The following is a 14,036-nucleotide window of genomic DNA, read 5'->3' as shown; positions in this document are numbered from 1 at the left end:
GTCAGGGCTGAGCCGCGGCGAAGACGCGGGAGCCGGGCGGCACCCACACGGCGAGGGCCACCAGGGACTGCACGACGACCTGCGCCACGACCACGCCGTCCCACGGGTCGGTGGCGACCAGGGTCGTGGCGTTCAGCGCGACGAGCACGCCGAGATACCCCGTGCTGAGGCCGCGCGAGAGGCGGCTGCCCAGGGCAAGTCCGGAGGCGACGGCCAGGAGGAGCAGCCCCGTGAGGATGATGGCCGAGCCCAGGAGCGAGACGGCGAGCACGGCGTCGGCGCGGACGCGGTAGCGGCTGAGCAGGACGAGGACGCCGACGGCGACGTTGCCGAGAGCGCTGACGTACACCAGCGCCACGGCTATCCAGATGACGACGGGTCGGCGCGGATTCGCGGGGGCCGTCACGCGACCACTGTAACGGGCCGCGCGGTGGCGCCCCAGGGTCGCTACCCGGCGCATCCCAGCCGCGACGCGATCGCCTCCATCGCGTCGATCTCTCCGGTCTGGGCGGCGATCATCCCTTCCGCGACGGTGTCGACGCGCGCGTCGGAGCCCAGCTCCACGACGGCTTCCGCCATCGGGATCGCGCCCTGGTGGTGGCGGATCATCAGTTCCAGGAAGAGGCAGTCCGCCTCCGTCCCGGTGGCCTCCCGCAGCTGCGCGAGCTGCTCGGGCGTGGCCATGCCCATCTGCGATTCGGGGTCGGCCGCATCCGCCGCGCCGGCATGGTCGTGGGCGGAGGAGTCCGCCATCCACGCCATGAGCGGACCGCCGGCCTGGGGCAGACCCCAGCTCACCAGCCACCCGTACATCTCGCCGCGCTGCCCGGCCTGCGCGGTGGCCATGTCGTAGGCGAGCACCCGCAACTGCGGGTCCTCGGTCTTGCGGTGGATCTCCATCGCCATCTCCACCGCCTGCCCGTGGTGCACCTGCATGTCACGGGCGAAGCCGGCCTCGGCGGACGTCGTGGACGGATGCTCCGTCGCGGCGGTGGCGCCGAACGCGGTGAAGCGGCCGATCGCGAAGGCGACGGCCGCGACCGCCACGGCGACCAGCAGCACCATCACCCACGGCGCCGCGCGTCCGCGCGGCGCCGTGGGTGCGCGATCGGTCATCGTCGGGTCAGAGCTTGCCGGGGCCGTCGAGGGCGCCGGAGCAGCTCGCGTTGGGCTCGGGGACGTTCTGGCTGCGCCAGTACTCCTCGAAGAACTCCGGGATGCGCTCGTCCGACGCCGAGTCGAGCGAGAGCTGGTTGTTCCACGCGCTGAGCACGATGGGGGAGCCCAGGCCCTCGTACGGCGAGAGGATGACGTAGGTGGAGGGCAGGTGCGACTTCAGGGTTGCCAGCTCGTCGTCCGACAGGGCGGCGGCGTCGTAGGTGACCCAGATCGCGCCGTGCTCGAGCGAGTGCACCGCGTTCTCGTTGATCTGCGGCTCGGTGTAGACGCCGCAGTTCAGCCACGCGGAGCTGTGCGGGCCGCCCGCGGGAGGCGTCTGGGGGTAGTCGACGGGCTCCTCCACGTGCGTGGTGTCGTTCTCGAAGGTCTCGACCCCCTCGATCTCGGTGCCGGCGCTGTCCAGCGCGCCGTACGTGGGGGCGCTGCGGGGGGCGAACACGAAGGACGCCACGACGAGGGCGACGATGGCCAGCGCGGCGGTGGACCCGACGACCCACCACACGATCTTGCCGCGGCGGCGCTTGGCGAGCTGGCGCTGGTATTCAGCGAGCTTCTCCTGGCGCTTCTGCTCGCGCTGCTGCTTGACGGTCTGGTTGATGTGCGCCTGAGTGGCCGGGTTCCCGCTCTCGCGGCGGTCGGCGGGGCGTGACGGAGGAGTCATATGCGGCGTGTGCGGGTTCCGGTCGTGAGCGAGGACACATCGGCACGGCGCCGACGGCCCCAGCCTATTCGTATGCATCGGTGAGACGGCTGAGAAGGCGCCCTCCCCGCGCGTGCGTCCCCGGGGGCGCGTCGCCCGGACGCCGCTATCATGGTGCGGGTGCTCGAATCGATTCGGGCGCACACCTCACCCCACCCTCTTCAGACCCGGAATCCCGGGTCCTCTTGCTGACGCTCCGAAACGAAGGCTCCGTGGTCGACACCGATTCCCATCCGATCGTCTCCCCGCCCCGCGGCGGCCGGCCCCGCCCGGCGACGACGGGCGCCATCCGCACACTGGGGAGCAACCCGGCCACCGCGCCGATCATGCTCCACCCCGGCGACTCGCTGTCGACGGCACGACGTGTCGTCTACATCATCCTGCTGGGGGCGCTCACGGCCCTCGGCCCGTTCACGATCGACCTCTACCTGCCGGCGTTCCCTGTGCTGGAGAGCGACTTCCGCACGACCGAGGCCGCGATCCAGCTGACCCTCACCGGAACCATGATCGGGTTCGCGCTCGGCCAGCTCGTCGTCGGGCCGCTCAGCGACAAGGTCGGCCGGCGCGTCCCGCTCCTCGCCGTCACGGCGCTGCACGTGCTCGCCAGCACGGCCGCGGCGCTGGCACCCACGCTGGAGCTGCTCTCGCTGACGCGCGTCCTGATGGGCGCCGGTGCCGCCGCCGGCGGTGTCGTGGCCGCCGCGATCGTCCGCGACCTGTTCGGCGGCCGCCGCCTCGTGGTGATGCTCTCCCGTCTTGCGCTGGTGTCGGGGGTGGCGCCTGTGCTGGCGCCGCTGGTGGGCTCCGGCCTGCTGCTGGTGATGCCGTGGCGCGGCATCTTCGTCGTCCTCGCCGTCTACGGCGCGATCATGCTCATCGCCGCCCTCTTCCTCCTCCCCGAGACGCTCCCGCGCGAGCGCCGCGCCGAGCAGGCGGGGACGACGATCTGGCAGCGGTATCGGAGCGTCCTCAGCGACCGCGTCTTCCTGGGCGTGCTCGTGATCGGCGGCATGACCTTCAGTGGGCTGTTCTCCTATCTGTCGTCCTCGTCGTTCCTCTTCCAGGGCGCGTACGGCCTGGACGCGCAGCAGTACGGGCTGCTGTTCGCCGCGAACTCCCTCGGGGTCGTGCTCGGCGTGCAGGCCGCCTCGCGCCTGGCCGCGCGCTTCGGTCCGCAGTGGGTCATGGCCTGGTCGACCGCGACCCTGCTCGTGGCAAGCACCGCCATCGTGATCACCGACCAGCTCGGGCTCGGCATGTGGGGGACGGTGGTGCCGCTGTTCGTCTTCATGACCGGGTGCGGCTTCACCTTCCCGTGCGTCCAGGTGCTGGCGCTGGATCGTCACGGCAAGGCCGCCGGCACCGCGCAGTCGATCATCGGCGCGACCAACTTCGGCGTGGCGGGCCTGGTCTCACCCGTCGTGGGATGGGTGGCCGGTTCGGCCGGCATCTCGGCGACCACGATGGCCGCCGTCATGGTCGGATGCGCCGTGATCGGGGTGGCGGCGCTGTGGCTGCTCGTGCGCCCGCGCACCGTGGGGCTGCTGGCGCCCTGACCTGCCCGCGGGCTCGTCGGCCGGGGGCGCGGTCACCGCTCCCGGCGGACCGGCTGCAGCCGGAACAGGCGCACCGTGCGCCCGGAGTCGCGCTCGTAGCTGCGGTAACCGGGCCACTGCGCTTCGATGCGCGCCCACGCCGCGTCACGCTCGTCATCGCCGATGGGCGTCGCATGCACGGGCATCCGCCGGCCGCGCACCGTGATCTCCGCATCGGGGTGCGCGAGGAGGTTCGCCGTCCACGCCGGATGCCGCGATCCGGCGAAGTTCGTCCCGGCAACGATCGCCCGGCCCGACCCGTCGGGGGTGTACATCAGCGGGACGTCCCTCGGCCGGCCAGACTGCGCGCCCACGGTGTGCAGGACGAGCGAGGGGACCAGCAGCGCACTGATCTGCACGCGGCCCCCCGTGGCGCGGGCGAGGACGCGTTCCACCGGCGGCAGCACCCGCGGTCCCAGCCGGCGGAACCACCGGGTGCGGGTGAGCGGTGCCACGAGACGGCGGACGATGTCAACGGTCTGAGCCATGGCGCCCATTGTGACCACAATGAGGCGATGAAGGCGAACCCCACCCGCACGCGCCGGCTCGTGATCGGTCTGACCGCGATCGCCCTGGCATGCCTCATCGGCCTCTGGATCTTCCTGCAGGGCAACGCGCCGTTCGCGGTGGACACCGCGTGGAACAGCGCGCTCGTGGACTGGCCCTCGCCGGTGCTGGTCGGCTTCTCGCAGGTGATGAACGTCCTGGGCGGCGGGTGGATCGGTGTGCTCATCATCCCGCTCGGCGTGGCGATCGTGCTCATGCTGACACGTCACCGATGGGCGGCGGCGTACTTCCTGTCGGCCGAGGCGGTCAGCGCGGCGCTCGTCCAGATCCTCAAACAGGTGTTCGGCCGGGCGCGGCCGGAGGAGATCCTCGTCATGAGCGATCACGGGTCGTTCCCCTCCGGGCACGCCGCCAACGCGGCGACTCTCGCCGTGATCGCGGCGATCCTCTTCCCGCGAGCGTGGGTGGTGGTGGCGGGGGTCGTCTGGACCCTGCTGATGGCCTTCAGCCGTACGTATCTGCACGCGCATTGGTTGAGCGACACCGCGGGCGGGGCGCTTCTGGGGGCGGGGGCTGCCCTGGCGATGGCGGCGGTGTTCACGGTACCCCTCGCCCGGGAGGCCGCGGCCTTCTCCGCTCCGCGGCGGGCCGGCGCCGAGGTGCAGGGCCCTGGGCGGTGACCGCCGCGACGCATAGCGTCGGGGCATGGCCGAGCTGAGCGCACCCACCGGCCGCGAGCCCGGGCTGCGGGCGGTGCCGCGGCCGGACGGCACGATGCCGCGAGCCCTCGTGATCGGGGCGACCGGGTACCTCGGCGGCCGCCTCGTGCCGCGCCTGCTGGCCGCCGGCTACGCCGTGCGCGTCCTCGCGCGGGCGCCCGAGCGGGTGCGCGCCTTCCAGTGGGGCGACGACGTGGAGGTCGTGGAGGGTGCCGCGGCGGAGGCGGCAGCGGTGCGCCGTGCCGTCGCCGATGTGGACGTGGTCTACTACCTCGTGCATTCGATGGCCGCCGGCACGGGATTCGAGGAGGCCGATCGCCGGGCCGCTCAAACGGTGGCGGATGCCGCTGCCGCGGCGGGAGTAGGCCGCATCGTCTACCTCGGCGGGCTGCATCCCGACGACGTCCCGCTCTCGCCGCACCTGCGCTCGCGCGTGGAGGTGGGGCAGATCCTCCTGGACAGCGGCGTGCCCACTCTCGTGCTGCAGGCCGGCGTCGTGATCGGGTCGGGTTCGGCGTCGTTCGAGATGGTGCGCCACCTCACCGACGTGCTGCCCTACATGCCCGCCCCGCGATGGGTGCGCAACCGCATCCAGCCGATCGCCGTGCGCGACGTGCTGCACTACCTGCTGGGAGCCGCCCGGGTCGATCCCGCCGTCAATCGTGCCGTGGACATCGGCGGGCCCGACGTGCTGCGGTACGGGCAGATGATGAACGGGTACGCCGTGGTGGCGGGCCTGCGTCAACGTGCCATCGCGGCCCTGCCGGTGCTGACACCGCGCCTGGCCTCGCACTGGGTGAACCTCGTCACCCCGATCCCGCGCTCGATCGCCCGCCCGCTCGTGGAGTCGCTCCAGAACGACTGCGTCGTCAAGGACGACGACGTCGATGCCCTCATCCCGCCGCCGGCCGCGGGCCTCACGCCGTACCGTCGGGCCGTCGCGCTGGCGCTCGGCCGCGTGGAGGCCGACGACGTCGAGACGAGCTGGCGGGACGCCGAGCTGTCGGGCGTGCCCAGCGACCCGCTGCCGAGCGACCCCGACTGGGCCGGCCGCGCGGTGTTCACCGACGCCCGCTCGGCGCGCACGCCGGCGCCGCCGGATCGGCTGTGGGCGGTGGTCGAGGGGATCGGCGGGGAGAACGGCTGGTACTCCTCGCCGGTGCTGTGGGCGCTGCGCGGCTGGATGGACCGGATCGTGGGTGGCGTGGGGCTCGCGCGCGGTCGCCGCAGCCGCCGCCGGCTCGCCGTGGGGGATGCGCTGGATTTCTGGCGCGTGGAGGCGGTGGAGCCGGGCCGGCTCCTGCGCCTGCGTGCGGAGATGAAGGTGCCGGGGCTGGCGTGGCTGGAGCTCCGGGTGGCACCCGAGGGCACCGGAGCGCGCTACGACCAGCGTGCGGTGTTCTTCCCGCAGGGGCTGGCCGGCCGGCTGTACTGGCTGGCGGTGCTGCCCTTCCACGGCTTCATCTTCCGAGGCATGGCCAACCGCATCACCGCGGCGGCGGCGCGCGCCTCGTAGGCTGGGCGGATGCAGCGCATCGCCCGGGTGATCACGGTGTCCGACCGCTCCGCTGCGGGCGTGCGCGAAGACCGCGGCGGTCCGCTCGCGGTGGGCCTCCTCCGCGACGCGGGCTGGCAGTGCGGTGAGGCGGAGATCGTCCCCGACGGCGCCGACTCCGTCGAAGCGGCTCTGCGTCGGGCCGTCGCGGATGCTCCCGCCCTCATCCTCACCACCGGCGGAACGGGGGCGGGGCCGCGGGATGAGACCCCGGAGGGCACGGCGCGCGTGCTCACGCGGGAGCTTCCCGGCGTCGCCGAGGAGCTGCGTCGCCAGGGCCTGGCCGACACGCCCTTCGCCCTCGTGTCGCGGGGCCTCGCCGGTGTCGTCGATCCCGCGGGAGCCTTCGTGGTGAATCTGCCCGGTTCGCCGCGTGCGGTGGCCGCCGGGGTTCCCGTGGTGCTCTCCGTCGCCGCACACGTTCTCGATCAGCTGTCCGGGGGAGATCACGCATGAGCGCCGTTCGGATCGCGGTCATCACCGAGGACGCGCTCGATATCACCGGTCACCTGGACGCCGTCGACGATGCCACCCTCGGCGCCGTGACGAGCTTCGTCGGACGCGTAAGGGACAACGATCCGGATGCCGCGGGCACGGTCATCGCCCTGGAGTACAGCGCGCATCCCGACGCCGCCGCGACGCTTCTCCGCCTGGCCGCGGACGCCGCGGAGGGCACCGACGCGGTGGTGGCGGTCAGCCATCGCATCGGGCGCCTGCAGGTGGGGGATGCCGCCGTGGTCATCGCCGTCGCCTCGGGGCACCGCGCCGCCGCGTTCGAGGTGTGCCGCGCCGTGATCGAGGCGATCAAGCGCGAACTGCCGGTGTGGAAGCGTCAGGTCGAGGCCGACGGGACCACGGCGTGGAAGGGCATGGGCGGCTGATCAGCCGCCGGCGAACGGCGGCAGGACGTCGACGACCGACGCTGCGCTGAGCGGGACGTCCGCGTCGGCGCGCACCCCGTCCACGAGCACGGCGCAGCGCGGGAGCACGGTCCCCAGATCCGGGTGGTCGTGCACGAGCGCGGCGCGCAGGGCGTCGAGCGTCGGTTCGGATCGATCGGCGGCATCCGTCCCGGCGGCTTCGGCGGCGGCGGCGAAGAAGCGCACGCGCATCAGGCCGACTCCTCGCCCGGTCGCGTCCAGTCGCCCGAGCGACCGCCCGACTTCGCCACGATCCGGACGTTCTCGATGAGCGCTCCGCGGTCCAGTCCCTTGATCATGTCGACGATCGCGAGGGCGGCCACCGATACGGCGGTGAGGGCCTCCATCTCCACGCCCGTGCGGTCGGCGGTGCCCACGGTCGCCTCGATCTGCACGCCCTCGGCGGTCACCTCGAGCTCGACGGCGGCGCGGTGCACTCCGATCACGTGGGCCAGGGGCAGCAGGGAGGAGGCCGACTTGGCGCCCTGGATGCCGGCGATCCGGGCGACGGCCAGCACGTCGCCCTTGGGCGCGGTCCCGTCCACGAGGGCCGCGACGACCTCCGGCGAGCACCGCACGAACCCCCGGGCGGTGGCCGAGCGGACGGTGGGCTGCTTCGCCGTGACGTCGACCATGTGCGCGCGTCCGGCGGTGTCCAGGTGCGGGAAGCTCATGCCTCCAGCATGACATCCGCCGCGAGCCCTCGGCGCGGAGCGTCACTCCGCCGCGACTCCGGCCCGAAGCGGCACCTCCGTCGTGCGGGCGTGCAGGGCGTCGACCATCGCGAGACGGCCCAGCAGCGGTTCGCCCGCGCCGGTCACGAGCTTCACGACCTCCGTCGCCAGCATCCCGCCGACCTGCACGCACAGTGCGCCCAGCACCCCGACCTGCGCGCACGTGGGCGGCTCGCCTTCGGTGCCGGCGGGGAACAGGTCGGCCAGGCGCACCGGCGCGACGCCCGCGGGCGGATGCGACCAGAACACCGTCACCTGGCCGTGCCACTCCTGCACCGCACCCCACACGAGCGGAATACCGAGCGTCTCGGCGGCCTCGGCGACGGCGCGCCGCGTGGAGAAGACGTCGCTGCCGTCGACGACGACATCGGCCCCGCCCAGCAGTGCGACGGCGTTTCCCGGTGTCAGCCGCTCGGGAACGGGGACGACGGTGGTGTGCGGGGCGAGGTCGCCGGCTGCCCGCACCGCCGAGGCGGTCTTGGGCTCGCCGATGTCCTGGACCCGGTGGATGATCTGCCGCTGCAGGTTGGTCAGTTCCACGACGTCGTCGTCGATGACGATGAGCTCTCCCACCCCCGCCGCGGCGAGGGCGAGGATCGCGGGGGAGCCGAGCCCGCCGGCGCCGATGACCGCCACGCGCGCAGCGGCGAGCCGGCGCTGCCCCTCCTCGCCGATGCCGGCGAGCACCGCGGAGCGGGCGGTGCGGATGAGCTCGGTCGGTGCCAGGGCGTCGACGGGTGCGACCAGCGGCTTCATGCCTTCAGGCTACGGCGTTGTCCGCGTCGCGTGGATCCGCATGCGCGGACCGAAAGGGCGGAAAGATCCGCACCTGCGGTACGGTGGCGCGATGACAAGCTTCCGCATCGCCCAGGCCGCGCGCCTGCTCGGGGTCAGCGACGACACCGTGCGGCGATGGGTCGATCAGGGGACGCTCCCCGTCACCGGCGCCACGCCCGCCGAGATCCCCGGCGCGGCGCTCGCCGCGCACGCCCTGGCCCTCGCCGCAGAGCCCGGCGATCCCGCCGACGTGCTCTCCAGCGCCCGCAACCGCTTCACCGGGATCGTGACGCGCATCCAGGCCGACGGCGTGATGGCCCAGGTCGACATCCAGAGCGGGCCGCACCGCGTCGTGTCGCTGCTGTCGGCCGAGGCCGTGCGGGAGCTCGGGCTCGAGGTCGGCGCCGTCGCCGTCGCCTCCGTCAAAGCGACGAACGTCGTCGTCGAGATCCCGAGGCCCTGACGTGCACCGGGCGCTGCGCTGTGCCGCGGCCGCGGCCCTCCTCGGGCTGGCGGTCACGGTGTCGGGGTGCGCGAACGGCACCGCACGGGGGGAGGCGGCCACCGTGCGGGTGTACGCTGCCGCATCCCTCGCCGCCGCCTTCGACCGCATCGCCGAGGAGTTCGCCCAGGCTCACCCCGACGTGGGAGTGTCCGTCGTCTCGGACGGCTCGACCACCCTGGCGCGGCAGATCGCGGAGGGGGCACCCGCCGACGTCTTCGCCGCCGCGGATGAAGCAGCGCTCCGCCTGGCCGGACCCGCTCTGCGCGGGCAGGTGTTCGCCACCAACAGGCTCGTGCTCGCCGTCCCCGCGGCCAACCCCGCCGGGATCACCGGCCTCGCCGATCTGCCCGGGGCCACCGTCGTGCTGTGCGCACCGGAGGTGCCGTGCGGCGCCGCCTCCGCCGAGCTCCTGCGGCGGGCCGACGTCGAAGTGACCCCCGCCAGCGTCGAGCAGAACGTGACGGCCGTCCTGACGAAGGTCGCCGCCGGCGAGGCCGACGCGGGTCTGGTCTACGCCACCGATGTGCGGGGCAACGACGACGTGCGCGCGATCGTGCCCGCCCTGGCGGCGGAAGTGGTGAGCCACTACCCCATCGCGGTGCTGCCGGACGCGGGCGATCCGGAGGCCGCCGCCGCGTTCGTCGGCTTCGTCCGCTCGGCGCAGGGGCGCAGCATCCTCGCCGACTTCGGGTTCGGCGCCCCGTGAGCGGCGGCTACGTCCCTCGGTGGCTGGTGGTGCCCGCCTCCGCCGGGCTGGTGTTCCTCCTCCTTCCCCTCGTCGCGCTCGTCGCGCGCGTGCAGTGGGACACGCTGTGGATCGACGTCACCTCCCCGGCGGCGCTGTCGGCTCTCGCCCTGTCGCTGCAGACGGGCCTGGCCGCGACCGCGCTGTGCATCGCCGCCGGCGTGCCGCTCGCGCTCCTGATCGCGCGCTCGAGCCGGCGCACCGCCGCGGTGCTGCGAGCGGTCGTGACGGTGCCGCTCGTGCTGCCGCCCATGGTCGGCGGCGTCGCCCTGCTCTACCTGTTCGGCCGCAGCGGATGGCTCGGCGGGCTCGGTCTGCCCTTCACCACCACCGCCGTCGTGCTCGCGCAGGCCTTCGTCGCGCTGCCCTTCCTCGTCCTGGCGGCCGAGGGTGCGCTGCGCACCGCGGGCGTGGAGTTCGAGCGCACGGCGGCGGCGCTGGGGGCCGGACGGTGGACGATCCTGCGGCGGGTGACCCTGCCGCTGGCGGGGCCGGGAATCGTGGCGGGCGTCGTCCTGTGCTTCGCGCGGGCCGTCGGGGAATTCGGGGCCACCGCCCTGTTCGCCGGCAACGCCCCCGGCATCACGCAGACCATGCCGCTGGCGATCTACACGGCCTTCAACGGTGCCGGCGTATCGCAGGGGACGGCCGTCGCGCTCTCGCTGCTGCTCCTTGTCACCGCCATCGCGGTGCTGCTGCTGGTGCGCGGCTGGCGGCCCGGGGCCGCCCGGTGAGCGGCCTGTCCGCGCACGTCGTGGTGCACCGGCCGGAGCTCAGCCTCGAGGTCGGGATCGACGTGGCGGAGGGCGAGACCCTCGCGGTCATGGGGCCCAGTGGCGCCGGCAAGTCCACGCTGCTGGGAGCCCTCGCCGGGCTCGTCCCGCTGACGGAGGGGCAGGTCGTCGTCGGCGGACAGGTCGTCGAGCGGACCGCGGACCCCCGCATCCGCCTCGCCCCGATGCATCGCGGGGTCGTGCTCCTCGGACAGGATCCGCGGCTGTTCCCGCACCTGTCCGCGCGCGAGAACGTCGCCTTCGGGCCGAGGGCGGGCGGGATGGCCCGCGCCGCCGCCCGCGCGCAGGCCGATGTGTGGCTGGCGCGGGTGGGCCTGGCCGATGTCGGCGACCGGCGCCCGGCCCACCTGTCCGGCGGACAGCAGCAGCGGGTCGCGGTGGCGCGCGCCCTCGCCGCCTCGCCGCGCGCAGTGCTCCTGGACGAACCGCTCGTCGCGCTGGACGCCGTGACCGCGGCCGACATCCGCGCGATGCTCGCCGAGCAGCTGGCGCGGACGACGGTCGTCGCCGTCACGCACGACGCCGTGGATGCCGCGGCCCTGGCCGACCGGCTGGTCGTCATCGAAGCCGGCCGGGTGCGGCAGGCGGGGGCGGTGGCCGACGTGCTGAGCCACCCGGCGACGCCGTTCGTCGCCGCCATCGCCGGGCTCAACCGCGTGGAGGGGGTCGCCGACCGGGGCGCGTGGGCACGCGAGGGCGTGCGGCTGACGGCGGCGGATGCGGCATCCCGCCGGCTCGCGTCGGCCGACGGTCGTGCGCTCGCGGCGGTCTTCCGGCCCGCGGCGGTGCGGGTGGGCGGCGCCGCGGCTCCCGGCGGCTGGACCGCCCGCGTCGAGCGACTGGAGCCCACCCCCGCCGGGGTGCGCGTGCACGCCGGATGGTGCGTCGCCGACGTCGACGCTGCAGCGGCGGCCGGCCTTCGCCCCGGGGCATCCGTGCCGATGTCGCTGGACCCCGCCGACGTCCGTTTCCTCCCTGCGGACGCCGGCCCGGCTAGGCTCGGCGCGTGAGCGGCATCCGCAGATTCCGCGCCGGCGACGAGGCCGCTCTGGCGCAGGTGTGCCTGCGCACCGCCGACGCCGGCGGCGACGCGACCGGCGTGCTCGAGGACGACGACCTGTGGGCGGCGATCTTCGTGCTGCCGTACGTCGCCCGTCACCCCGAGTTCGCGTTCGTCGTCGAATCCGAGGGCCGCGTCGTCGGCTACGTCGTGGGCGCCCCCGACACACGCGCGTTCGAGAGCTGGTTCCGCGAGCAGTGGTGGCCGCGTTTCGCCGGGCGCTGGCCGGCGCCGGCCGAGGTGCGGACGCGCCAGGACGGCCTCATCCGCTATGCGAGCGCGCGCGGCACCGACGTCGCACCCTTCGCCGACACCCACCCCGCCCACCTGCACATCGACCTGCTGCCCGAGGCGCAGGGGCAGGGCTGGGGGCGGCGCCTCATCGACACGCTCATGGGGGCGCTGACGGACGCGGGGGTGCCGGGCGTGCACCTCGTGGCGTCGGCCGCCAACACCGGCGCCGTCGCGTTCTACCGCCGGCTCGGATTCACCGAGCTGCCCTCACCCGAGGGCGACCAGGCCTTCGCCCGCACTCTGCCCGCCCCCTGATCCGCGAAAGTGACGAGAACTGCCAGCCCGACCTCGTTCAGCTCGGCTGGGACGGAGGCCAGCTGCTCCCCCTGGACGAGGACGGCACCGAGCTTCCCGTCGGTGAGAACCCCTGCTACGTTCGCCCCATGTTCCGCCGCATCGCCTTCGCGCTCGCCGTCGCCGGCGTCCTCGCGCTGGCCGCATGCTCCCAGGAGCCGGCCGCAGCGACCGGGCGGTGGGGGAGCGCCTCCGACTCCGGCCCCTACCTCGAACTCGCCAGCGACGGGCAGCTGTTCGGCAACGACGGGTGCAACTCCCTCGGCGGGCACTGGCGCGCCGAGAGCCCCGACACCGTGACATTCGACGACGTCGCGATGACCCTGATGGCGTGCGCCGGGCAGGAGGAAGCCTGGCTGGGCGCGGCAGGATCTGCGAAGGTGCAGGGCGACCGGCTCGTCCTGTTCGACCGGGATGGAACCGAGATCGGGTCACTGCCCCGACCCTGACCGCGCATGCCCATGAAACATGAGCGCCATCACCTGGATCACTGGGTCCATCTCCCCATCCGCGGTCCAGCCCCGACCGTCGATGCTCCCCTGACGGGAGCAACGTGGCGCTCGTGACGCACTGACTGATGAGAGCGAGGTAAGCACCATGCACGAATCAGCAGGAAGATCACGAGTACGCCGGCCCCGGCTGGCGCTGGCGGTCGCGACAGCAGCCGCAGCCCTGACCGCACCGTTCCTGTGGGCCCCGGCGCCGGCTTCGGCGGCGGAACCAGCACCGGCCGTCGTGGAGCAGGAAGCTCCCACGATCACCGCGGAGCAGGCCCGTCAAGCGCACGCGGACTTCCAAGCCGCGGGTATCCCGTTCGAGGTGATTCAGACCGAGTCCGGCACCTCGAACCTGTACCACTTCCCCGAGGGCGACTTCGCCCTGGCTGTGCCGCCGGAGCCGACGGCACCGGGAACGGTGACCCCGAACCTGGCGGTCGGTGGTGACAGCGAGGGGACGTACATTCCTTCAACAACACCGACCAGCGCGCCATCAAGACCGGCGCCACCGGTGCGCTCGTCATCGCCATCACCGCGCTCAACCCCATCGTTGGGGCTGCAGCCGGACTGGCCGTCTCCGTCGCCAACGAGTACATCGCCGGCAACGGGTTCTGCCCCAGCAACGACGAGCTGTGGGTGTACTTCACCGACGGGCCCACCGGGCCGAACTACACCCAGGTAGTCTGCCGACCGGTCTCTCACCCCGGAGGTGGATAAGACATGACCCTCAAGCATCGCAACCGACTGTTGATCGCTGCCACCGTCACCATTCTGGTCATCGGGACGGCCGCGGGTCCCGTGTTCGCCAACGACGGGTTCGGAGCAGGGCTGGGGTTCATGGGCTTGTGCGCCATCGCACCGGCTGCGGTGCTCGGCGTCATCGCGTACATCTGGCACGGCACTGACAAGCAGAAGCGGGAAGCGTCCACCGCCCCACGCTCGTCGCTACAACGGTAGCCATACACGGAATCGCCCGCCGACTCAGTCGGCGGGCGTTCTTCCAAGACCGAAGTAGGCGACCAGGTCGATGGTGCTGAGCTTCTCCCCGAGCACCATCGCCGCGGTGCTGTGCTCGGCGATGCGGGAGCCGGAACCCGGCGGCGATGTTGTGGCGGCATCCTCCCGGCGAGAGTGCACCGGATCCGGTGCGGATTCGCCGAG

Annotated in this window: 20 protein-coding genes; 12 read left to right on the top strand and 8 right to left on the bottom strand. The window is 73.3% G+C overall.

What is annotated here, in order from left to right; genetic code table 11:
• Position 1: 1 nt before the first annotated feature.
• From E4K62_RS14010 to E4K62_RS14000, 3 genes are read right to left on the bottom strand one after another with little or no spacing between them, the layout of a single operon-like run.
• Entirely contained in the window at positions 2-406 is a 405-nt protein-coding gene (locus tag E4K62_RS14010; RefSeq protein ID WP_135068453.1) for a hypothetical protein, read from the bottom strand.
• A gap of 41 nt (positions 407-447) precedes the next feature.
• A complete protein-coding gene (locus tag E4K62_RS14005) occupies positions 448-1,116 on the bottom strand; it encodes a DUF305 domain-containing protein (RefSeq protein ID WP_135068451.1) in 669 nt (222 codons plus the stop codon).
• A 7-nt stretch (positions 1,117-1,123) separates the two neighbouring features.
• On the bottom strand, positions 1,124-1,840 hold the full coding sequence (locus tag E4K62_RS14000; RefSeq protein WP_135068449.1) for a DUF3105 domain-containing protein: 717 nt from the start codon (positions 1,838-1,840) through the stop codon (positions 1,124-1,126).
• Positions 1,841-2,091: 251 nt separating this feature from the next.
• Here E4K62_RS14000 and E4K62_RS13995 point away from each other — a divergent pair, with 251 nt between their 5' ends.
• Positions 2,092-3,435 (top strand): multidrug effflux MFS transporter, encoded by a 1,344-nt coding sequence (locus E4K62_RS13995; protein WP_374108158.1) that lies wholly within the window; start codon positions 2,092-2,094, stop codon positions 3,433-3,435.
• 32 nt (positions 3,436-3,467) lie between these two features.
• Here E4K62_RS13995 and E4K62_RS13990 read toward each other — a convergent pair whose 3' ends face one another.
• On the bottom strand, positions 3,468-3,962 hold the full coding sequence (locus E4K62_RS13990) for a nitroreductase family deazaflavin-dependent oxidoreductase (RefSeq protein ID WP_135068447.1): 495 nt from the start codon (positions 3,960-3,962) through the stop codon (positions 3,468-3,470).
• 27 nt (positions 3,963-3,989) lie between these two features.
• On the opposite strand from E4K62_RS13990, the gene E4K62_RS13985 reads away from it, so the two are divergent.
• The 4 genes from E4K62_RS13985 to E4K62_RS13970 are packed head-to-tail and all read left to right on the top strand — an operon-like array spanning position 3,990 to position 7,136.
• Positions 3,990-4,661 carry a phosphatase PAP2 family protein gene (locus tag E4K62_RS13985; protein ID WP_135068445.1) on the top strand — a complete coding sequence of 224 codons (672 nt, stop codon included), beginning with the start codon at positions 3,990-3,992 and terminating at the stop codon, positions 4,659-4,661.
• A 25-nt stretch (positions 4,662-4,686) separates the two neighbouring features.
• The gene (locus E4K62_RS13980) at positions 4,687-6,216 is read left to right on the top strand and encodes an SDR family oxidoreductase (protein ID WP_135068443.1); all 1,530 of its coding nucleotides are present in this window, start codon (positions 4,687-4,689) and stop codon (positions 6,214-6,216) included.
• 9 nt (positions 6,217-6,225) lie between these two features.
• On the top strand, positions 6,226-6,711 hold the full coding sequence (locus E4K62_RS13975; RefSeq protein ID WP_135068441.1) for a MogA/MoaB family molybdenum cofactor biosynthesis protein: 486 nt from the start codon (positions 6,226-6,228) through the stop codon (positions 6,709-6,711).
• Positions 6,708-7,136: a molybdenum cofactor biosynthesis protein MoaE gene (locus E4K62_RS13970; protein WP_135068439.1), complete on the top strand. Its 429-nt coding sequence runs from the start codon at positions 6,708-6,710 to the stop codon at positions 7,134-7,136. Before E4K62_RS13975 ends, E4K62_RS13970 begins: the two co-directional genes overlap by 4 nt.
• On the opposite strand, the gene E4K62_RS13965 is transcribed toward E4K62_RS13970, so the two are convergent.
• Genes E4K62_RS13965 through E4K62_RS13955 form a run of 3 tightly spaced genes read right to left on the bottom strand, consistent with a single transcriptional unit; the run spans position 7,137 to position 8,665 of the window.
• A complete protein-coding gene (locus E4K62_RS13965; RefSeq protein WP_135071390.1) occupies positions 7,137-7,370 on the bottom strand; it encodes a MoaD/ThiS family protein in 234 nt (77 codons plus the stop codon).
• On the bottom strand, positions 7,367-7,849 hold the full coding sequence (gene moaC / locus E4K62_RS13960) for a cyclic pyranopterin monophosphate synthase MoaC (RefSeq protein ID WP_135068437.1): 483 nt from the start codon (positions 7,847-7,849) through the stop codon (positions 7,367-7,369). Before moaC ends, E4K62_RS13965 begins: the two co-directional genes overlap by 4 nt.
• Positions 7,850-7,891: 42 nt before the next feature.
• Positions 7,892-8,665 carry a HesA/MoeB/ThiF family protein gene (locus E4K62_RS13955; protein WP_135068435.1) on the bottom strand — a complete coding sequence of 258 codons (774 nt, stop codon included), beginning with the start codon at positions 8,663-8,665 and terminating at the stop codon, positions 7,892-7,894.
• 91 nt (positions 8,666-8,756) lie between these two features.
• Here E4K62_RS13955 and E4K62_RS13950 point away from each other — a divergent pair, with 91 nt between their 5' ends.
• From E4K62_RS13950 to E4K62_RS13920, 7 genes are all read left to right on the top strand, one after another.
• Positions 8,757-9,149 carry a TOBE domain-containing protein gene (locus E4K62_RS13950; protein WP_135068433.1) on the top strand — a complete coding sequence of 131 codons (393 nt, stop codon included), beginning with the start codon at positions 8,757-8,759 and terminating at the stop codon, positions 9,147-9,149.
• A 1-nt stretch (position 9,150) separates the two neighbouring features.
• Positions 9,151-9,897 (top strand): molybdate ABC transporter substrate-binding protein, encoded by a 747-nt coding sequence (modA, locus tag E4K62_RS13945; protein WP_135068430.1) that lies wholly within the window; start codon positions 9,151-9,153, stop codon positions 9,895-9,897.
• Complete coding sequence (modB, locus tag E4K62_RS13940) at positions 9,894-10,670, top strand: molybdate ABC transporter permease subunit (protein ID WP_135068428.1); 777 nt, start codon at positions 9,894-9,896, stop codon at positions 10,668-10,670. The genes modA and modB overlap by 4 nt, the downstream gene beginning before the upstream one ends.
• The gene (locus E4K62_RS13935; RefSeq protein ID WP_135068426.1) at positions 10,667-11,740 is read left to right on the top strand and encodes an ATP-binding cassette domain-containing protein; all 1,074 of its coding nucleotides are present in this window, start codon (positions 10,667-10,669) and stop codon (positions 11,738-11,740) included. The genes modB and E4K62_RS13935 overlap by 4 nt, the downstream gene beginning before the upstream one ends.
• Positions 11,737-12,339 (top strand): GNAT family N-acetyltransferase, encoded by a 603-nt coding sequence (locus tag E4K62_RS13930; RefSeq protein ID WP_135068424.1) that lies wholly within the window; start codon positions 11,737-11,739, stop codon positions 12,337-12,339. The genes E4K62_RS13935 and E4K62_RS13930 overlap by 4 nt, the downstream gene beginning before the upstream one ends.
• A gap of 128 nt (positions 12,340-12,467) precedes the next feature.
• Positions 12,468-12,827: an META domain-containing protein gene (locus tag E4K62_RS13925; RefSeq protein ID WP_135068422.1), complete on the top strand. Its 360-nt coding sequence runs from the start codon at positions 12,468-12,470 to the stop codon at positions 12,825-12,827.
• Positions 12,828-13,595: 768 nt separating this feature from the next.
• Entirely contained in the window at positions 13,596-13,832 is a 237-nt protein-coding gene (locus E4K62_RS13920) for a hypothetical protein (RefSeq protein WP_135068420.1), read from the top strand.
• Positions 13,833-13,856: 24 nt separating this feature from the next.
• Here the strand turns inward: E4K62_RS13920 and E4K62_RS18735 are convergent, their stop codons facing one another.
• On the bottom strand, positions 13,857-14,012 hold the full coding sequence (locus tag E4K62_RS18735) for a hypothetical protein (protein WP_167747797.1): 156 nt from the start codon (positions 14,010-14,012) through the stop codon (positions 13,857-13,859).
• Positions 14,013-14,036: the final 24 nt, after the last annotated feature.

This window comes from Microbacterium wangchenii (assembly GCF_004564355.1).
GTDB classification, from domain to species: domain Bacteria; phylum Actinomycetota; class Actinomycetes; order Actinomycetales; family Microbacteriaceae; genus Microbacterium; species Microbacterium wangchenii.
Note: the sequence above shows the minus strand (reverse complement) of the source record. Positions and strands in the feature narration are given on the sequence as shown.